This window comes from Nocardia bhagyanarayanae, assembly GCF_006716565.1.
Lineage (GTDB): Bacteria > Actinomycetota > Actinomycetes > Mycobacteriales > Mycobacteriaceae > Nocardia > Nocardia bhagyanarayanae.
Genome location: NZ_VFPG01000002.1, coordinates 1133163 through 1149791 on the forward strand (window position 1 = coordinate 1133163; position 16629 = coordinate 1149791).

Genomic DNA, 16629 nt, shown 5'->3' on the forward strand with positions numbered 1-16629 from the left:
CTGGGGTCTCGAGCATCGCCCGCAGCCGGATCGGCACGATCGGTGAGACGCCGGGCCGAGCCACGGAAGTCGGCTGGACCGGGGCCCGGGGTGCGGGCGCTAGTTCTCGTCCTCCCGATCGGGTTCGTCCCGTGGCGGCAGGATCGGTTCGCTGTCGGCGGGCTGTCCCTCTTCGATGCGGCGCCCGCGCGCGAGCTCGGCGTCGAACTCCGCACCGAGCAAGATCGCGACATTCGACAGCCACAACCACACCAGGAAGACGATCGCCCCGGCCAACGATCCGTACACCTTGTTGTATGAGCCGAAATTGGTCGCGTAGAAGGCGAATCCGGCCGATGCCGCGATCCACAGCAGCACCGCGAGCAGGCTGCCCGGCGTCAGCCAGCGGAAGCCGAGCTGACGAGCATTGGGTGCGGCCCAGTACAGCAGCGCGAACACCAGACTGGCCAGCACCGCGAGCACCGGCCACTTCACGATGCTCCACACCGTGACCCCGGCCGACCCGAGTCCGAGCCACTGGCCGACGGTGTCGGCGATGCGGCCGCTCACCAGGACGCCGATCGCGCACAGGGCGACGAGCAGCACGGTCACGGCCGTGAGTCCGAGGCGCAGCGGCAGTGTCTTCCAGAGCGGCCGTCCCTCCTCGGTGTCGTAGACGGCGTTGGCGGCGCGCACGAACGCGCCGAGATAGCCGGACGCCGTCCAGAGCGCCGTCGCGACACCGATGATCGCCAGCGGCCCGGCCAGCGAACGCGATCGCTGTAGCTCCTCGACGGCCTGCACCACGACCGTATTGCCGCTGCCCGGCCCGATGTCGTCGATGGTGTCGATCAGTGAGCGGGTGGCATCGGGCCCGGCCAGGCTCAGCAGCGAGGAGAGCACGATGACGGCCGGGAACAGCGAGATGACGCTGTAGTAGGTCAGCGCGGCGGCCCAGTCGGTCAGATTGTCCGACCGGAATTCCGCGACGGTGCGACGCAACACCCCCCACCATGATCGCCACGGCAACGCCAGTGGTCCGCCGATATGGGCGCGCGTCGGCACCCGCCGCGCTGTCGTCGCTTCCGTCATCACACCAACCTCCGTCCGCTTGGCGCGTACCCGGCGAGCGGTGGGCGAAACGGTCCGCCACTCGGTTCTGCGCGGAGGCCTTGCGCAGCAATAGTTTTCGCTGGTTCTCGTGTGGCCTGGAAGGTGGCGTGTCGTGGCGAGGGACTGGCACGAGGTGGCCGGGATTCGATTCCCGACCGTTGACTGAAGTTCAACTCTAGTCAATACTCGCTAGAGCTGAACTCTAGCGAAAGGTGGCTTGCCGTGGACACCCCGAGACCCCCGCGCGGCTACGCTTCGCCGGGCCGCCGGACTCGGCGCTCTCGGTAGATCGCCACGGCGGCGGAATGGTCTACGAGCACGGGATTCGCCGCGCCGACGAGACGATGTTCCATCTGTTCACCTGGATAGATGACGGCATCTCGAGCCCTGAGACCGCCAATGCCTTGCCTACGTGCGCAACTGGCATTCTTCGGTGGCCAGGAACTGGTCGATGCCGCTGCATACCTACCAGCACAGTGCCGCGGTGTTCACCCTGCTCTTCGATCGGCTGTTGCGGCAGATCGCCGGTGTCCGCGGTTTGAGCGAGAACGAGCGGCACGCCCAGCTGCTGCATTGGCGCGGGGTGTCGGAAGGGATGGGCGTGCCCGACATTCCGCAAACCTGGCGGGAGATGGAAGAGCTGCTCGAAAACTACCGCCACCCAGTGCCTTTCGCGCTGTCATTCGACGGCTCGCCGGCTTGATGGTGCTCGTCGAACGACACGTGCTTCCCGACCCGCGCGAGGTCTTCCGCCTCTCCGGCATCATCAGCGGCCATCGGAAATCCGCGCTGCGCGGATCGGCGGACCGGCCATCCAGCGTGGCATAGGGATTCGAGCGGCGAACATGCGCCGTTGGGTGGTCCCGATCCGGGCGCTGTACTTTCGACGGGGTGAGTGCGTTGTTGGGCCGGACGTTTCGCCGGGTTGAGCAGATGGATCGGGCGGTTACCGGTGCGGTGGCACGGCTTCCGGCGACGGCGGTCGATCGCGGCATGGTGCGGTTGACTCGGGCGGCGGACCGGGGCCTGCTGTGGACGGTCCTCGCGGCGGTGCTGGCCACCCGCCAGGGTGCGACGCGCCGGGCGGCGCTGCGCGGCGTCGTCTCGGTGGCCGGGGCGAGCCTGACCGTCAACCTGGTACTCAAGTCGCTGATCGCGCGCCGCAGGCCCGCGGCGCGACTGCTGCCGCCGCATCGGCGCCTGATCCGGGTGCCGACCTCCTCGTCGTTCCCCTCCGGGCACAGCGCGGGCGCCTTCGCGTTCGCCACGGCGGTGGCGCTGGAGAGCCCGCGCACCGCGGTGGTGGTGGCGCCGCTGGCCGCCACGGTCGCCTACTCGCGGGTGCACACCGGCGTGCACTGGACCTCCGACGTGGTCGTCGGCGCGGCCGTCGGGGCCGGTGTCGCGATGGCCTCGCGCCGCTGGTGGCCGGTCCGCGAATCCGACGAGGCCGAGGCGCACGCGGTGCGCGAGGTGCCGATGCTCGTCGAAGGCAAAGGCCTTGTGCTGCTGGTCAATCCGGTGTCCGGCGATCCCGGCTACGACCCGACCGACGACATCGCCGCCGCCCTGCCCGCGGCCACCGTGCTGCGCACCGAGCCCGGCCGCGACTGCGTCGAGCAGCTGGAGGAAGCGCTGGCGGCGCGCACCGAGCGGGCGTTCGCGGTGGGCGCGGCGGGCGGCGACGGGACGATCGCCGCGGCGGCGGCCGTCGCGCTGCGCCACGAACTGCCGCTGGTCGTCGTCCCCACCGGAACACTGAACCACTTCGCGCGCGACCTCGGCGTCTACGACCTGCGCGAGGTGGTCGACGCCACCGGCGCGGGCGAGGCGGTCGCGGTCGACATCGCGAGCGTGGAACTCGACACCGAGGACGGCGCGCGCACCCACTATCTGATCAACACCGCCAGCCTGGGTGCGTACCCGGATCTCGTTCGGCTGCGTGACAAATGGCAGCCGAGGTGGGGCAAGTGGCCCGCGTTCGCGGCCGCCCTCGTGGTCGTCCTGCGGGACGCGCAGCCGGTCCGGATCCGCCTGAACGAGACCTGGCACGACGTGTGGTTCCTGTTCATCGGCAACGGCGCCTACCACCCGCACGGCGCGGTGCCCGCGTTCCGCGCCCGGCTCGACGACGGCATGCTCGACGTGCGCTGGCTGCGCGCCGATATACGGTTCTCCCGCACCCGGGCGGTACTGGCCCTGCTGCTGGCCGCCATCGGCCGCAGCAAGGTCTACAACGAGCTGCAAGTCCCCGAACTGATCGTGCAGGTCCGTGAACCGGAAGCGGTGGCGGCCGACGGCGAGGTCCTCGGCGAGGCGCGGCGCCTGCGTTTCTCGGTCGCAGGCCAAGTCGCCGCCTACCGCCGCGACGAGGACAACCCACGCTGGGCAGCCCGCCCCCGCCCCCACCACCGCCGCCCCTTCTTCCGCCGCTGGATGTGATCCGCCGCGGCCTATGTGCTGACCGCTTCGGCCAGGCGGGGGAGTTGGCGAAGAGGGTTGTGGTGTTCGACTTCCATGCGTTGGGCGGCGTCGAAGATGTCGCTCAGGCCGGGGGCGGGGTCGTGGTCTCCGGTTTGGGGGAGTAGGGCGGCGCTGAAGGGCCAGTCGGAGCCGAAGACGATGTGGTCGCGGCTGGTCACGGCGAGGACGCTGGTCATGGCGGCGGGGAAGCCGCTCAGCGCGGTGTCGTAGTAGAAGCGCGAGATCAGGTTCCGGATGTCGAGGACGGAGGGCTTGGGCAGATCCTGCGGCCACAGGTCACCGAGCACCGTCTGCGAGGCAACGCCGATGCGGTGCGACAGGAACGGCAGGGCGCCGCCAGCGTGCGAGAGCTGGAACCGGATGTCCGGATAGCGCTGGGTCATGCCGGTGACCATCATCATGGTCGCGGCGCGCGTGGTGTCGAAGGTGAACTCCTCCATGAAATCCGGAAGGGGGAGTTCGGGTTTCGCGTCGGCCGGGATGGCCGCGGGATGCACGAAGACGAACGCGCGGCGCTGGTTCAACGCGATCATCAGCGGCTCGAAGCGCGGATCGCCGAGGTAGACGCCGTCGTAGGCGGAGAGCAGCACCACACCGTCGAGGCGCAGCGTGTCCAGCGCGTAGATCGCCTCCTCGATGGACGCGGCGATGTCCGGCATCGGCAGCACCGCGAACGCGCCGAAGCGCGTGTGGTGGGTCTTGATCAGCTGGGCGGCGTAGTCGTTGCAGTAGCGGGCCAGATCATTGGCCTCCCTGCCGTGCAGGAACGAGACACCAGGGTCGGAGACCGAAAGCGCTTGCGCCTGAATGCCGTAGTAGTCCATGAAAGCGAGGGCATCCTCGGGTGACCACGTGGGCGTCGGATAGCCGCCGATGGTGAAGTGACCGTGCTCGAGCAGCGCCGCCCGGTAGTCCGGCGGCAGGAAATGCGCGTGCAGGTCGATGCGATAGGTACCGCTCGGGGCGGGCTGCCTGCGGGCGGGTGCGGCTTCCGCGCGCGCCGTGCCGGGGCCCGGCGCGGCGCTGAGGGCGGCGACACCGAGGGTGCCCGCGGCGGCGCTGCCGAGGAGGCGCCTGCGGGACAGCGAGGGTTCGGTCATGGAGACTCACTTTCGAGGTACGAAGCGGCGATAGTTCGCGGGAAGTCCGGGTACGGGCGGATGTATGGGGGGTCGCCGTGCGGGCGACGGCTCAGTCGCGGCGGCCGGTGAGATCGAGGGCGATGTCGACGATCATGTCTTCCTGCCCGCCGACCAGTCCCCGCCGTCCCGCCTCGACCAGCAGCGTGCGCACGTCGGCTCCGTAAGCGGCGGAGGCGTTTTCGGCGTGCCGCAGGAAGCTGGAGTACACACCGGCGTAGCCGAGTGTCAGCGTCTCCCTGTCGACCTGCACCGGCCGATCCATCAGCGGGCGGACGAGATCGTCGGCGGCATCGGTGAGCGCGTCGAGATCGGCGCCGTGCTTCCACCCGGTGAGGTCGGCGACCGCGACGAACGCCTCCAACGGCGTGTTGCCCGCGCCGGCGCCGAGCCCGGCCAGCGAGGCGTCGACCCGGGTGACGCCCTCCTCGACCGCGATGACGCTGTTGGCGACGGCCAGCGACAGATTCTGGTGCGCGTGAATGCCGATCTCGGTGCTGGGATCGAGCACCGCGCGGTAGGCCCGGACCCGTTGGCGCACACCGCTCATGGTGAGTCGCCCGCCGGAATCGGTCACATACACGCAGTGCGCGCCGTAGGACTCCATCAGCCGCGCCTGCTCGGCCAGCCCGGCCGGACTGTTCATGTGGCTCATCATCAGGAACCCGGAGACGTCCATGCCGAGCTCGCGAGCGTAGCCGATGTGCTGCGCGGCGATGTCGGCCTCGGTGCAGTGGGTCGCCACCCGCACCGAGCGCACACCGAGCTCGTAGGCGCGGCGCAGGTCCTCGATGGTGCCGATGCCGGGCAGCAGCAGGGTGGTCAGCCGGGCGGTGCCGAGCGCTTCGGCCGCCGCGGCGAGCCATTCCCAATCGGTATTGCTGCCCGGCCCGTAGGTGAGGCTGCCGCCGGACAGGCCGTCGCCGTGCGCGACCTCGATCGCGTCGACACCCGCCGCGTCGAGGGCGGCGGCGATGTCGGCGACGATCTGTGGGGTGATGCGGTGGCGCAGCGCGTGCATGCCGTCGCGCAGCGTGACGTCTTGCAGGAACACGTGGGTCATCGGGTCAGCTCCTGTGCCGAAGCGATCTCTTCGGCGACACGCAGCGCCGCGGAGGTCATGATGTCGAGATTCCCGGCATACGCGGGCAGATAGTGCGCGGCGCCTTCCACTTCCAGGAACACCGACACCTGATGCGTCACCGGCCGGTCGCCGACGAGCGTGCCCACCGGGGCGTCCCGCGGCACCGGCGTGATCTGGATGTCCTGTTTCAGCCGATAGCCGGGAACATAGGCCGCGACGGATTCCACCATCGCTCGGATGGATTCGCGCAACGCGTCCCCGGCGCGCCGCGCCGGATCGTCGATGAGCGCGAGCACCGTGTCGCGCATGATCAGCGGTGGTTCGGCGGGATTGAGCACGATGATGGCGCGTCCCCGCTCGGCGCCGCCGACTGCGGTGATCGCCGCGCCGGTGGTCTCGGTGAACTCGTCGATGTTGGCGCGCGTGCCGGGACCCGCCGACTTCGAGGCGATCGACGCGACGATCTCGGCGTAGGGGACGGGCACCACACGCGAGATGGCGGCGACGATCGGAATGGTGGCCTGCCCGCCGCAGGTGACCATGTTGACGTTGTCCGCGTCCAGATGCGCGTCGAGGTTGACGGCGGGGACCACGAACGGCCCGATCGCGGCCGGTGTCAGGTCGACGAGCCGTTTCCCGTGCGGGGCAAGGGCTTCGGCGTTGGCCAGGTGCGCGCGCGCCGAGGTGGCGTCGAACACGATCTCGATCTCGGCGAAATCGGGCATGGCGATGAGGCCCCGCACACCGTCGGCGGTGGTGGGCACCCCGAGCCGCGCCGCCCGCGCCAGACCGTCGGAAGCGGGATCGATGCCGACCATCGCGGCCATCTCCAGGGTGTCCGACAGGCGAAGCACCTTGATCATCAAGTCGGTGCCGATATTGCCCGAGCCGATCACGGCGACCTTGGTGCGGTTCATGCGGTTTCCTCCAGGGTGAAGCCGACGGTTCCGAGCGTCTCGACGCCGTAACGGATTTCGGAGTGCACGTGCGCACGGGACCGCAGCGGAACCATCGGTCCGAGCGCGCCGGAGAGCACGATCTCGCCCGCGCGCAGCGGGTCGCCGAGGGCGCGGGCGGTGCGCGCGAGCCAGGCCAGCGCGTTCAGCGGATCGCCGAGGCACGCCGAACCGGTTCCGGTGGAGACGATCTCGCCGTCCACTCGCATGTTCATGCCGACCTCGCGCGGCTCGAAATCCGCCAGTGACAACGGCCGCTCGCCGAGCGCGAACCATCCGCTGGACGCGTTGTCGGCGACCGTGTCGCCGAAGGTGATGTCCCAGTCGGCGATTCGGCTGTCCACGATTTCCAGCGCCGCGACGGCGTAGTCCACCGCGTGTCGCACGCTGCGGGCGTCGATCTCGTCGGTGTCGAGATCGGCCGACAGCACGAAGGCCAGCTCCGCCTCGATCTTCGGTTGCAGCAGACGCGGCCGATCGGCCGGCGGGGTGCGAACGTCCATGTCGGCGAACAGGACTCCGAAGTCCGGCTGGTCGACGCCCAGCTGCCGCTGCACCGCGGGCGCGGTGAGGCCGATCTTGCGACCGACCACCCGTGCGCCGGATTCGACGCGCCTGCGGACGCCGAGACGCTGCACGGCGTAGGCGGCGGCGACGTCGTCGCCGCCGATGAGGTCGCGCACGGGCGCGGCGGGCACGCCGGTGTCCGCGGCCTCGGCGAGCCGTTGCGCGGCGGCCACGACCGCCGGGTTCTCGGTGACGGTCGAGGTCATCGGGACTCCTCGTAGTCGGGGGTGATCAGGTGCTCGGTGGGGAGTTCGGGTAACGGCGCGGGACCGGTGGGCAGGCGCAGCTGGCGTGTCAATTCCGCGATCAGCGGCGCGGTTTCGCCGCGCGGCGCGACGCCGAACACGAAGCGGTCGGGACGCAGCAGCACCACTCCGCCACGGTGAACTCCGGCCTTGCCGAACCAGCGCGCCAGCGCGCCGGTGTGGTCCTCGACGTCGGACACCTCGTCGCCGTCGCCCCGTCCGTCGCCGGGCTTGCCCTGCGGGCGGCCGCCGAGGGGATAGACCGTGACGAACCGACTGTCGAGCCCGTCCAGCACGGCCAGGTCTTCGGCGGAGCAGGCCGAGCGCGGGTCGACGCCGTAGCCGAGCACGGCGAACCCGAGGCCGAGCACGTCGTCGAGGCGGCGGTGCCTGCCGTCGTAGGTGCGCACCTCCGGCTGCGGAGCGAGGGTGCCCTCGACCCCGCGCAGCCCGCGGCGGGGCAGACCCAGATAGGCGTCGCGACGGAACCGGGGCTCCGGCTTCATCTTCGCCCCGCGAATCCATCCGCCGAGGCCCGGCATCCGCAGCGCGGTGGTCAGCGCGACGTCACGGAGCCGTGCCGCCACCGGGTTGTTCAGGGAGACCAGGGTTTTCATCCACACCGACATGGTGATCATCGCCGCGGCGTGCGGGCGGCGCTCGGACTCGTAGCTGTCCAGGATCGCCGGGTCGGCGCCGTGGCGCAGGATGGCGGTCAGCTTCCAGGACAGGTTGTCGGCGTCGCGTACACCCGAATTCATGCCCTGGCCGATGAATTGGGGTGTCATGTGCGCGGCGTCGCCCGCCAACAGGATGCGCCCGTCGCGCCAGTCGTCGGCGACGACCGCGTTGAAGGTGTAGACGAGCTTGCGCAGCACCTCGACCTCGTCGGGGTCGACGAACCGGGAGATGTGCGCGCGGACGTTGTCGGGGTCCTCCATCTCCTCCTTGGTCTGGGACTCGCGCAGCATGAACTCGAAACGGTGGTGCCCGCCCGGCTGCGGACAGGACACGATCGGCAGTTCGGGCTCGCACACGAAGTTGAAATACGGCAGGTGGCGGAACGCGTCCACGCCGTCCTTGGCCTTAAGATCCACCACCAGCCAGCGCTCCGGGAAGCTGGTGCCGGTCATGTCGATGCCCAGTTGGGTGCGCACCACGCTGCGGCCGCCGTCGCAGCCGACCAAGAATGCTGCTCGTACCCGCTCGGAGGTCCGGCGATCGGCCTCGGATTGCCGTTTGCCGTAGCCGGTGCCCGCACAGGCGGCGTGCTCGACGCCGACACCCGTGGCGTCCTGGTCGAAGTCGACGACTTCGCGGCCGCGCCGCACGGTGACGTGCGGGTAGCGGTCCAGCGCCCGTTCGAGGGAGTTCTCCAGATACGGCTGGTAGAGGAAGTTGACCACCGGCCAGCCGAGGGGGCGCTCGACCTGGTTGAACTGCGCGAGCAGCGTTCCGTCCGCGCGGACCCACTGGACGGTGGAGTCGAGGTTCATGTCCGCGGCCAATTCGTCCGCCGCTCCGGCTGTTTGGAAGATACGCATCCCTTCGTCGTCGGTGTAGACGGCGCGGGCGAGACCGTAGTACTCCGGTTCGCGCTCCAGCACGAGCACCCGCACGCCGCGGCGGCCGAGCAGATTGGCCAGGGTGAGCCCGGTCGGACCGAGCCCGACGATCACGACGTCGTAGTCGAATTCGTTCATCGAGACGGTCCTCCCGACAGTTCCGGCACCGTGATCTCCGGCGTGCGTACGGTTTCCAAGGCGCGGCGGAACTGGGCGAACTTGTCCAGCACCGTCTGTCCGACGGTGGTGTGGCCCCAGATGCTGATGCCCTGATAGGTACTCGGCTCCCAGGTCGCCTCGCGTTCGGGCGTGATGACGATCGGGTTCCAGCCGACCTCGAGTTCGAAGCCGGACGGCGTCACGCAGTAGTAGGACAGCTCGCGGTCGTTGGTGTGCTGGCCGACCGACCACGCCATGCGGAACCCGAGATCGGTGACGCGCTGGAAGGACGCGAGCATGTCGTCCAACGTCGCGGACTGAATGTTGATGTGCTGCACGCGGGTTCGGATCGGGTCGATCTTCACTCCGCGCAGGTTGGCGATCGCGATCGAGTGGTGGCGCTCGTTGACCCGCAGGAAGCGGATCTTCATCATCAGCCCGGAGACGTTCTCGTCGATGTAATCCGACAGGCGGGAATCGAACACGGTGTGGTAGTAGCCGCGCATCGACTCCGGTTCCCTGGACACGATCGCGACATGGCCCATGCCCGCCTCGCCGGTGACCCAGCCCGAGCTGAGCATCCGCAACGGTTCAGGCGTGGTCACCGCGGTCGTGAAGATCTCGGTGCCAATGCCTTTGGGGCCGGGGAAACGCCAGAGCCGTTCCACGCCGCGCAGGGCGGCTTCGTCGGCTGTGCCTTCGTCGATCGGGACCCCGCGGTCGGCGACCCTGGCGATGATCCGGTCGAACGTCTCGTGATCGTCGATCTGCCAGCCGAGGGCGGTCACATCCTCGGCGGGGCCGCGCTCGATCAGGAATCGGCACGACCGGTCGTCGAGCCGGAAACGCATCGTGTCGGCGTCGAGCCGGTCGACGTGCATGCCGATCGCCGAGGCCCCGAAGCGATCCCAGTCGGTCAGTCGCTGGGACTGCACCGCGATGTAGCCCAGGTGCACCGCTCCGAACACCGAGCCGTCGGTGTTCGGGCGTAGGAAGTCGTTCACGGCGTCGCCTCCAGAAACGCGGTCGCGAGCCCGTTGAACAGGTCGGCGCGTTCCCACTGCACCCAGTGGCCGGTCCTGGCGGCGAGGAACAGGTCGCAGCTGGGCATGCGGTCGGCCAGCATGCGGCCGCCTTCGGGCCGGTTGACCTGGTCTTCGGCGCCCCAGATCACCAGCGTCGGATGGGTCACCTTGCCGAGCCGGGCGTCGCGGGTGAAGTCCATCCGCCACACCGTCCGCAGCGCGAGCGGCCCCGACGGCCTGCGCAGTGGCGGATTCGCGACGACATCGGGATCCAGGCTGGACCGATACCGCTCGTCGATCAGCTCCTCGGTGATCGCGCTCGCGTCGTAGACCAGGTGGTCGCGCACGAACGTGGCGAGTTTCTCCCGGCTCGGGCCGTCGCCGCCGTAGTACGAGAGCAGCGACTGCAAGCCTTTAGTCGGCAGCGCCCGGGTGGTGCCGACGCCGCCCGGTCCCATCAGGATCAGCCTGCCGACCTTCTCGGGGCGGTCCATCGCCAACCGCAGCGCCGCAGCGCCGCCGTAGGAGTTGCCGACCAAGTGCGCGCTCGGCAGGTCCAGCGCGTCGAGCAGCCCGCCGACCGAGTCGGCGAGATCGCCGAACGGGTCGGACTGATCGATCCGCTTGGTCGAGCGGCCGTAGCCGGGCATGTCCGGGACGATGACCCGGAAACGCCGCGCCAGCGCCTCGATGTTGCGCGAATAGTTCGAGAGCCCGGACGCGCCGGGGCCACCGCCGTGCAACAGCACCACGGCCGGGCCCGTGCCGAACTCGGCGAAGAAGATATCGCGGTCGCCGACCCGAACCGTCCGTCCGGCGTCGACCCCCTTGTCGATGCTTGTCACAGCCACCACCTCCACAGTTCAGATGATGAAATCATCAGTTACGAGGAATGCCGCTGTCAAGAGAAAATGATGAGAACATCAGAAGAGATGGTTACCTCAATTGGGCGTCGCAAGGTGGCGCGCACGACTGCGCCGGGACCGAGAATCGTCTCTGATCGTTTCCTCAATTACGATTCTCATAACGATTCCGAGTGGGAGAGGGCCGATGACCGCCGAACCCGTAGTGCGCAACCGCGTCGACCGGCGCCGTGAGCGGACCCGCAACGCATTGCTCGGCGCGGCGCGCAAGTTCCTCTCGGAGGGACGCTCCGCGGTCAGCATCCAGGAGATCACCGACGCCGCCGACGTCGGATTCGGTTCCTTCTACAACCATTTCGAGTCCAAGGAGCAGCTGTTCGACGAGGCGGTGCGCTCGGCGCTCCAGGTCTACAGCGAGATGCGCGACGCCATCGTGGCGCTCTACGACGACCCTGCCGAGGTGTTCGCCGTCAGCTTCCGCATGACCGGACGGTTGCAGCGGCAGATCCCCGAGATGGTGAGGGTCGTGCTGAACTCGGGCATGTCGATCATGCTGCGGGAAGAGGGTCTCGCGCCGCGCGCCCGCCGCGACATCATCGCCGCCCAGGAGGCGGGCCGTTTCGAACCGATGGACCCCGATCTCGCCGTGATGGCCGCGGGTGGCGCGCTGCTGGGCCTGATGCAACTGCTCGACGCCAAACCGGACACCGACGCCGACGCGCTGTCGGACGAGATGGCCTTCCAGGTGCTGCGCATGTTCGGCATGAACAAGCGCGCCGCGCAGAAGCTCACCTCCACCGAGCTGCCGCCGCTGCCGCGGATCTGACCGTCATGGCCGGAGGGTCGGCGCGGTGTGGGTGGTCCAACCCGTGCTGCCGCACCTGCGCGCGCAGGGGTCCGGTCGAATTTTGCAGATCACGTCGATGGGAACCAGCGGAGGCATGGCGTCACGCGGACGTCTCATTGTCGGCGGCCGGTCCTACGACATGGTCCAAGATCTCGACCGGGCGCGCGGCGAGCTGTGCCGGGAATGGGAGCAGCTCAGCCGAAAAGCCGCGGGCTGAGCGGCCCGCCGTCTAGAGCGGTTGAGGTCCGGTGAGTCCGATGGTGCCCGCGAGGTCGGCGAGGGTGGCGTCGAACAGCGCGTCCGGGTCGCTGACGGGCATCGGGTAGTTGCCGAACACCTCGAGGGTGACGTGCCCGTACAGCCGCGCCCAGAGCGTCATCATCAGGTAGGCCACGCCCAGGTCGAGTTTCTCCGCGGGAAACTTCTGGCTCGATTCGGCGAGCATGGCGAGCAATTCGGTCTGGAAACCGATCAGGTCCTCGCGCAACGCGTCGGGGATCGTGTCGGTCGACGGGGTCACCAGGTCGTAGGTGGTGAGCAACCGGCCGGCCGCGCCGAGGAAGACGCGGCCGAACGGTTCGTCGAATTGCCTTATCCCGCCCGGGTTCTCGCCGTTCGGCGAGGCGAACACGAGGGTGAACTCGTGCGGGTGGGCGAGGGCCCAGCGCCGAAAGCCCTTACAGATGGCGAACAGTTGCACGACGCCGTCGTCGGGCAGTTCGGCGACCTGCCCCGCGAGCTCGTCCGCGAGGTCCACGCAGATGTCGCGGCGCAGCGCGGCGACCAAGTCCTCGCGGGAAGCGTAATGGCGATACAGCGCGGGGGCGGTGATGCCGAGGTCGCGCGCGATGGCGCGCAGGGTCAGCGCCTCGGGTCCCTGTTCGGCCAGCACCGTCCTGGCCACCCGCCGGATGTCCGCGTCGTGTATCGCGGGCATCCGGCCCCGTCGTGCGGGTTGTGTCATTCGTATGCGACCTGCCAGCTCTTGATGCCGTTCAACCAGCCCGAGCGTAGCCGGACCGGCTCGGAGACCTCACGCAGGTTCGGCATCACATCCGCGATGGCGTTGAAGATCAGGTCGAGTTGCAGCCGCGCCAGGTTCGCGCCGACGCAGAAGTGCGTTCCGGTGCCGCCGAATCCCACGTGCGGGTTGGGGTTACGGGTGACGTCGAACTCGAAAGGCTTGTCGAAGCGCTCCTCGTCGAAGTTGGCCGAGGCGTAGAAGAGTCCGACGCGCTGGCCCTTGCGGATGGCTTGGCCGCCGATCTCGGTGTCCTCCAACGCCGTACGCTGGAAGGCGATCACCGGCGTCGCCCACCGGACGATCTCGTCGGGCGCGGTGCGCGGCCGCTCCGCCTTGTACAGCTCCCACTGCTCGGGGAAGTCGATGAACGCCTTCATGCCGTGCGTGGTGGCGTTGCGGGTGGTCTCGTTGCCCGCGACCGCCAAAAGGATGACGAACCAGGCGAATTCGTCCGATCCGAGCGCCTCGCCGTCGAGGTCGGCGGTGACGAGCTGGCTGACGATGTCGTCGGCCGGGCACTTGCGGCGCTCCTCGGCGAGGTTCCAGGAGTAGCCCATGATCTCCGCGGTGGCCAGCTTGTGGTTGCCGTCGAAGTCCGGATCGTCGTAGCCCATCATCTGATTCGACCAGTCGAACAGTTTGCCGCGGTCGGACTGCGGCACGCCGAGCAGCTCGGCGATGGCCTGCAACGGCAGCTCGCACGCCACCTGCTGGACGAAGTCGCCGCCGCCGGTCTTCTTGGCCTCGTGGACGATTCGTTCGGCGCGCTCGTGCAGCGCGTCGCGCAGGCTCTGTACGGCGCGCGGCGTGAAGCCGCGGGAGATGATCCGCCGCAGCTTGTCGTGAATGGGCGGATCGGTGTTGACCAGCATGGCGCGCTGGATGTCGATCTCGTCGCGGGTGATGTCGCCGTTGAAGCGGATCACCGCGGTGTTGGCGTTGGTGGAGAACACCTCGGAGTTCTTGGAGATCTCCTTGATGTGGTCGAGCTTGCTGACCACCCAGTACCCGCCGTCGTCGAAGCCGCTGACGCCGTTGGGCTGGTCGACCCACCAGACCGGTGCGGTCCGGCGGAGCTCGGCCCATTCCTCGACGGGCAGACGGCTGGCGAGCAGGTCGGGATCGGTGAAATCGAATTCGTGCGAGATGGACGGCGCGGACACGGTACCTCCTTTGGAACACGTTCCACAGGAGTGAACCACACCACACCCTATTTGTGAACACCATTTAGTAAATCGGGTTCACTTGATCTTGGGCTCAGTCCGAGGGCGGTCCGGCGAGGATGGCGGTGACGACATCGACGAGCTCGCTCATCACCTGCTCGGGACTGAGCTGGACGCCGGAGATCGCGAGCAGATCCTGTGTTTGATGCACGTCGCCGAGGACTTGGAAGGTCAGGGTCATGGCCTGCGCCAAGCGGAATCGGATGGTGTGGCGGGGCAGGTCGGGGAAGGCGCGCCCGAGCAGGGTCATGAAACGGCGGGCTTGATCGGCGAATCCCTCGGCGACGGTCGACAGCGCGGGATGGCCGCTGCCGAGAACGCTCGCGATGAACTTGACCCAGGATCCGCCCTCGCCGGTCGCCATCTCCCACACCGGCAACACGAATGCCTCCGCCAAGCCGCGGGCGCTCACGACGCCCGACTGCTCCACCTCGTCGAGCAGAGCCGCGCGCCGAGTCGCGACCGCGTCGCTTCGCTGCCGGATCAGCGCCTCGATCAGGGCTTCCTTGGAGCCGAAGTGGTAATGGACCGCGGCGACATTCGCGCCCGCGGCCGACATCACGGCGCGCAGCGATACCGCGTCGATGCCGCGTTCGGCGAACAGTCGCTCGGCCGCGAGAATCAGGCGCCGGTCGGTCGGCATGGCTAGTTCCGCTTCGCTGATCCGAAGCTCGGCACGGTCCGCTGCGCTGGTCACCTGCTGCATTGTAATGACCGTTCGCCCAGCGCAGACGCAATCTCTATCAACTGATGCAATCACTTGATAGAGTGCGGCTCGTGAGTACGACCACCGTTCCCGCCCACGACTTCGCGGAACTGACCGCCCTGGTGACGGGCGATCCGTCCGACACCGTTCCGGTGGTGGAGGTCTTCACCGGAACGGTCGTCGCGCACCTGCCGCAGTCCTCGCCCGCCGATGTCGCCGCGGCGTTCGACCGTGCCCGCGCCGCCCAGGTCGAGTGGGCGCGCTGGCCGGTGCGGCGTCGACTCGCCGTGTTCGAACGCTTCCACCGCCTGGTGCTGGAGAACCATCGGACGATCACCGACCTGATCCAGATCGAGACGGGCAAGGCGCGCCGCATGGCCTTCGAGGAGCTGTGCGACATCCCGATGGTCATCGGTCACTATCTGAAGCGCGCGCCGCGACTGCTGCGCCCCGTTCGGCATCCCGGCGCGATTCCGCTGGTCAGCACCTCGACCGAGATCCGCAAGCCGCGGGGTGTCGTCGGCGTCATCGCGCCGTGGAACTTCCCGTTCGCGATCGGCTACTGCGACGCGATCCCCGCGCTGATGGCCGGGAACGGGATCGTGCTGAAGCCGGACAACCGAACTCCGCTCAGTCCGGCGTACGGATTACGGCTGTTGCTCGAGGCAGGGCTGCCGGAGGGACTCGTGCAGATCGTCTGCGGCGACGGGCCGGTGGTGGGGCCAGCGGTGGTCGGCGGCGCGGACTTCGTGATGTTCACCGGCTCGGAGGCGACCGGGCGACTGGTGGCGAAGCAGGCGGGGGAGCGCCTCGTCGAATCGTGCCTGGAACTGGGCGGCAAGAATCCGATGATCGTGCTGGCCGACGCGGACGTGCCCGCGGCGGTGCACAGCGCGACCAACGGGGTCTTCGCCAACACCGGTCAGCTGTGCCTGCACATCGAGCGGATCTACGTGCACGAATCGGTGTACCCGGCGTTCCGCGACGAATTCACCGCGCGCGTCGCGGCGTTGCGGGTCGGACCGGGCTACGACTTCGACATCGAGATGGGCGCTTTGGTCTCGGCGGATCAGTGCGCCCGGGTCGCGGCGCAGGTCGAGCAGGCGAAAGCCGGTGGCGCGCGGGTGCTCACCGGCGGTCACGCGCTGCCGGACCTCGGGCCGACGTTCTACGCGCCCACGGTGCTCGAGGGCGTCACCGGGGAGATGGACGTCTTCGGCGCGGAGACCTTCGGCCCCGTTGTCGCGCTGTATCCCTTCGCTACCGTCGACCGAGCGGTCGAACTCGCGAACGACACCCGGTACGGGCTGAGCGCGAGCGTCTGGGGGCGCGATCTGTCGGCGGCGCGCGCGGTCGGTGCGCGGCTGGCGGCCGGACACGTGAACGTCAACGACACCGCCGCGCTCGCCTACGCCGGAAAGAGCGCGCCCTCAGGCGGATTCAAGGCCTCGGGAATGGGAGTCCGCAATGGCGACGCCGGTCTGCTGAAATTCACCGAGTCGACCAATGTGGCCACGCTGAAGCGGCAGGTGCTCGGCCCGCAGCCGGGTCAGTCGTACGACGCCTACCTCGACCGCACCCTCACGACGCTGTCACTGCTGCGCCGCTTCCGCATCCGCTGACCGCCGATCCCATTGCTCGGAAGGGTGA

General features: G+C 68.8%; 16 protein-coding genes. 5 read left to right on the top strand and 11 right to left on the bottom strand.

What is annotated here, in order from left to right; all coding sequences use genetic code 11:
- Positions 1 to 99: 99 nt before the first annotated feature.
- Entirely contained in the window at positions 100 to 1071 is a 972-nt protein-coding gene (locus FB390_RS31910; RefSeq protein ID WP_141812871.1) for a YihY/virulence factor BrkB family protein, read from the bottom strand.
- 472 nt (positions 1072 to 1543) lie between these two features.
- On the opposite strand from FB390_RS31910, the gene FB390_RS31915 reads away from it, so the two are divergent.
- Positions 1544 to 1795 (top strand): hypothetical protein, encoded by a 252-nt coding sequence (locus FB390_RS31915; protein ID WP_221639444.1) that lies wholly within the window; start codon positions 1544 to 1546, stop codon positions 1793 to 1795.
- Between the two features lie 230 nt (positions 1796 to 2025).
- A complete protein-coding gene (locus tag FB390_RS31920; protein ID WP_141812873.1) occupies positions 2026 to 3534 on the top strand; it encodes a bifunctional phosphatase PAP2/diacylglycerol kinase family protein in 1509 nt (502 codons plus the stop codon).
- A gap of 11 nt (positions 3535 to 3545) precedes the next feature.
- On the opposite strand, the gene FB390_RS31925 is transcribed toward FB390_RS31920, so the two are convergent.
- The 7 genes from FB390_RS31925 to FB390_RS31955 all read right to left on the bottom strand — a co-directional run bounded on the left by FB390_RS31925 (position 3546) and on the right by FB390_RS31955 (position 11161).
- Positions 3546 to 4676 carry an amidohydrolase family protein gene (locus tag FB390_RS31925; RefSeq protein WP_141812874.1) on the bottom strand — a complete coding sequence of 377 codons (1131 nt, stop codon included), beginning with the start codon at positions 4674 to 4676 and terminating at the stop codon, positions 3546 to 3548.
- Between the two features lie 91 nt (positions 4677 to 4767).
- Positions 4768 to 5778, bottom strand: coding sequence for a 4-hydroxy-2-oxovalerate aldolase (dmpG, locus tag FB390_RS31930; RefSeq protein WP_141812875.1), 1011 nt, complete (start codon positions 5776 to 5778; stop codon positions 4768 to 4770).
- Entirely contained in the window at positions 5775 to 6716 is a 942-nt protein-coding gene (locus tag FB390_RS31935; RefSeq protein WP_141812876.1) for an acetaldehyde dehydrogenase (acetylating), read from the bottom strand. The genes dmpG and FB390_RS31935 overlap by 4 nt, the downstream gene beginning before the upstream one ends.
- Positions 6713 to 7528 carry a 2-keto-4-pentenoate hydratase gene (locus tag FB390_RS31940; RefSeq protein WP_141812877.1) on the bottom strand — a complete coding sequence of 272 codons (816 nt, stop codon included), beginning with the start codon at positions 7526 to 7528 and terminating at the stop codon, positions 6713 to 6715. The genes FB390_RS31935 and FB390_RS31940 overlap by 4 nt, the downstream gene beginning before the upstream one ends.
- Positions 7525 to 9270 (bottom strand): bifunctional 3-(3-hydroxy-phenyl)propionate/3-hydroxycinnamic acid hydroxylase MhpA, encoded by a 1746-nt coding sequence (gene mhpA, locus FB390_RS31945; protein ID WP_141812878.1) that lies wholly within the window; start codon positions 9268 to 9270, stop codon positions 7525 to 7527. Before mhpA ends, FB390_RS31940 begins: the two co-directional genes overlap by 4 nt.
- Positions 9267 to 10295 carry a VOC family protein gene (locus tag FB390_RS31950; protein ID WP_141812879.1) on the bottom strand — a complete coding sequence of 343 codons (1029 nt, stop codon included), beginning with the start codon at positions 10293 to 10295 and terminating at the stop codon, positions 9267 to 9269. Before FB390_RS31950 ends, mhpA begins: the two co-directional genes overlap by 4 nt.
- Positions 10292 to 11161 carry an alpha/beta fold hydrolase gene (locus FB390_RS31955; protein ID WP_425465934.1) on the bottom strand — a complete coding sequence of 290 codons (870 nt, stop codon included), beginning with the start codon at positions 11159 to 11161 and terminating at the stop codon, positions 10292 to 10294. Before FB390_RS31955 ends, FB390_RS31950 begins: the two co-directional genes overlap by 4 nt.
- Positions 11162 to 11366: 205 nt before the next feature.
- Here FB390_RS31955 and FB390_RS31960 point away from each other — a divergent pair, with 205 nt between their 5' ends.
- Positions 11367 to 12005 (top strand): TetR/AcrR family transcriptional regulator, encoded by a 639-nt coding sequence (locus tag FB390_RS31960; protein WP_246124507.1) that lies wholly within the window; start codon positions 11367 to 11369, stop codon positions 12003 to 12005.
- A 97-nt stretch (positions 12006 to 12102) separates the two neighbouring features.
- Positions 12103 to 12243, top strand: a complete 141-nt coding sequence (locus tag FB390_RS33835; RefSeq protein WP_185757362.1) for a hypothetical protein — start codon at positions 12103 to 12105, stop codon at positions 12241 to 12243.
- 12 nt (positions 12244 to 12255) lie between these two features.
- On the opposite strand, the gene FB390_RS31970 is transcribed toward FB390_RS33835, so the two are convergent.
- The 3 genes from FB390_RS31970 to FB390_RS31980 form a co-directional block, all read right to left on the bottom strand.
- Entirely contained in the window at positions 12256 to 12963 is a 708-nt protein-coding gene (locus FB390_RS31970; protein ID WP_246124509.1) for a TetR/AcrR family transcriptional regulator, read from the bottom strand.
- Positions 12964 to 12986: 23 nt separating this feature from the next.
- Complete coding sequence (locus FB390_RS31975; protein ID WP_141812881.1) at positions 12987 to 14213, bottom strand: cytochrome P450; 1227 nt, start codon at positions 14211 to 14213, stop codon at positions 12987 to 12989.
- Positions 14214 to 14307: 94 nt separating this feature from the next.
- Positions 14308 to 14970 carry a TetR/AcrR family transcriptional regulator gene (locus FB390_RS31980; protein WP_425465935.1) on the bottom strand — a complete coding sequence of 221 codons (663 nt, stop codon included), beginning with the start codon at positions 14968 to 14970 and terminating at the stop codon, positions 14308 to 14310.
- An 80-nt stretch (positions 14971 to 15050) separates the two neighbouring features.
- Here FB390_RS31980 and FB390_RS31985 point away from each other — a divergent pair, with 80 nt between their 5' ends.
- The gene (locus FB390_RS31985) at positions 15051 to 16601 is read left to right on the top strand and encodes a succinic semialdehyde dehydrogenase (protein WP_185757363.1); all 1551 of its coding nucleotides are present in this window, start codon (positions 15051 to 15053) and stop codon (positions 16599 to 16601) included.
- The last annotated feature ends 28 nt before the right edge of the window (positions 16602 to 16629 follow it).

What these genes read in the sequence shown, in the direction of transcription:
- FB390_RS31935 (WP_141812876.1), bottom strand. Translation starts at nt 6,716, where the DNA reads ATGAACCGCACCAAGGTCGCCGTGATCGGCTCGGGCAATATCGGCACC.
- FB390_RS31915 (WP_221639444.1), top strand. Translation starts at nt 1,544, where the DNA reads ATGCCGCTGCATACCTACCAGCACAGTGCCGCGGTGTTCACCCTGCTC.
- FB390_RS31940 (WP_141812877.1), bottom strand. Translation starts at nt 7,528, where the DNA reads ATGACCTCGACCGTCACCGAGAACCCGGCGGTCGTGGCCGCCGCGCAA.
- dmpG (WP_141812875.1), bottom strand. Translation starts at nt 5,778, where the DNA reads ATGACCCACGTGTTCCTGCAAGACGTCACGCTGCGCGACGGCATGCAC.
- mhpA (WP_141812878.1), bottom strand. Translation starts at nt 9,270, where the DNA reads ATGAACGAATTCGACTACGACGTCGTGATCGTCGGGCTCGGTCCGACC.
- FB390_RS31910 (WP_141812871.1), bottom strand. Translation starts at nt 1,071, where the DNA reads ATGACGGAAGCGACGACAGCGCGGCGGGTGCCGACGCGCGCCCATATC.
- FB390_RS31960 (WP_246124507.1), top strand. Translation starts at nt 11,367, where the DNA reads ATGACCGCCGAACCCGTAGTGCGCAACCGCGTCGACCGGCGCCGTGAG.
- FB390_RS31970 (WP_246124509.1), bottom strand. Translation starts at nt 12,963, where the DNA reads ATGCCCGCGATACACGACGCGGACATCCGGCGGGTGGCCAGGACGGTG.
- FB390_RS31920 (WP_141812873.1), top strand. Translation starts at nt 2,026, where the DNA reads ATGGATCGGGCGGTTACCGGTGCGGTGGCACGGCTTCCGGCGACGGCG.
- FB390_RS31925 (WP_141812874.1), bottom strand. Translation starts at nt 4,676, where the DNA reads ATGACCGAACCCTCGCTGTCCCGCAGGCGCCTCCTCGGCAGCGCCGCC.
- FB390_RS33835 (WP_185757362.1), top strand. Translation starts at nt 12,103, where the DNA reads ATGGGAACCAGCGGAGGCATGGCGTCACGCGGACGTCTCATTGTCGGC.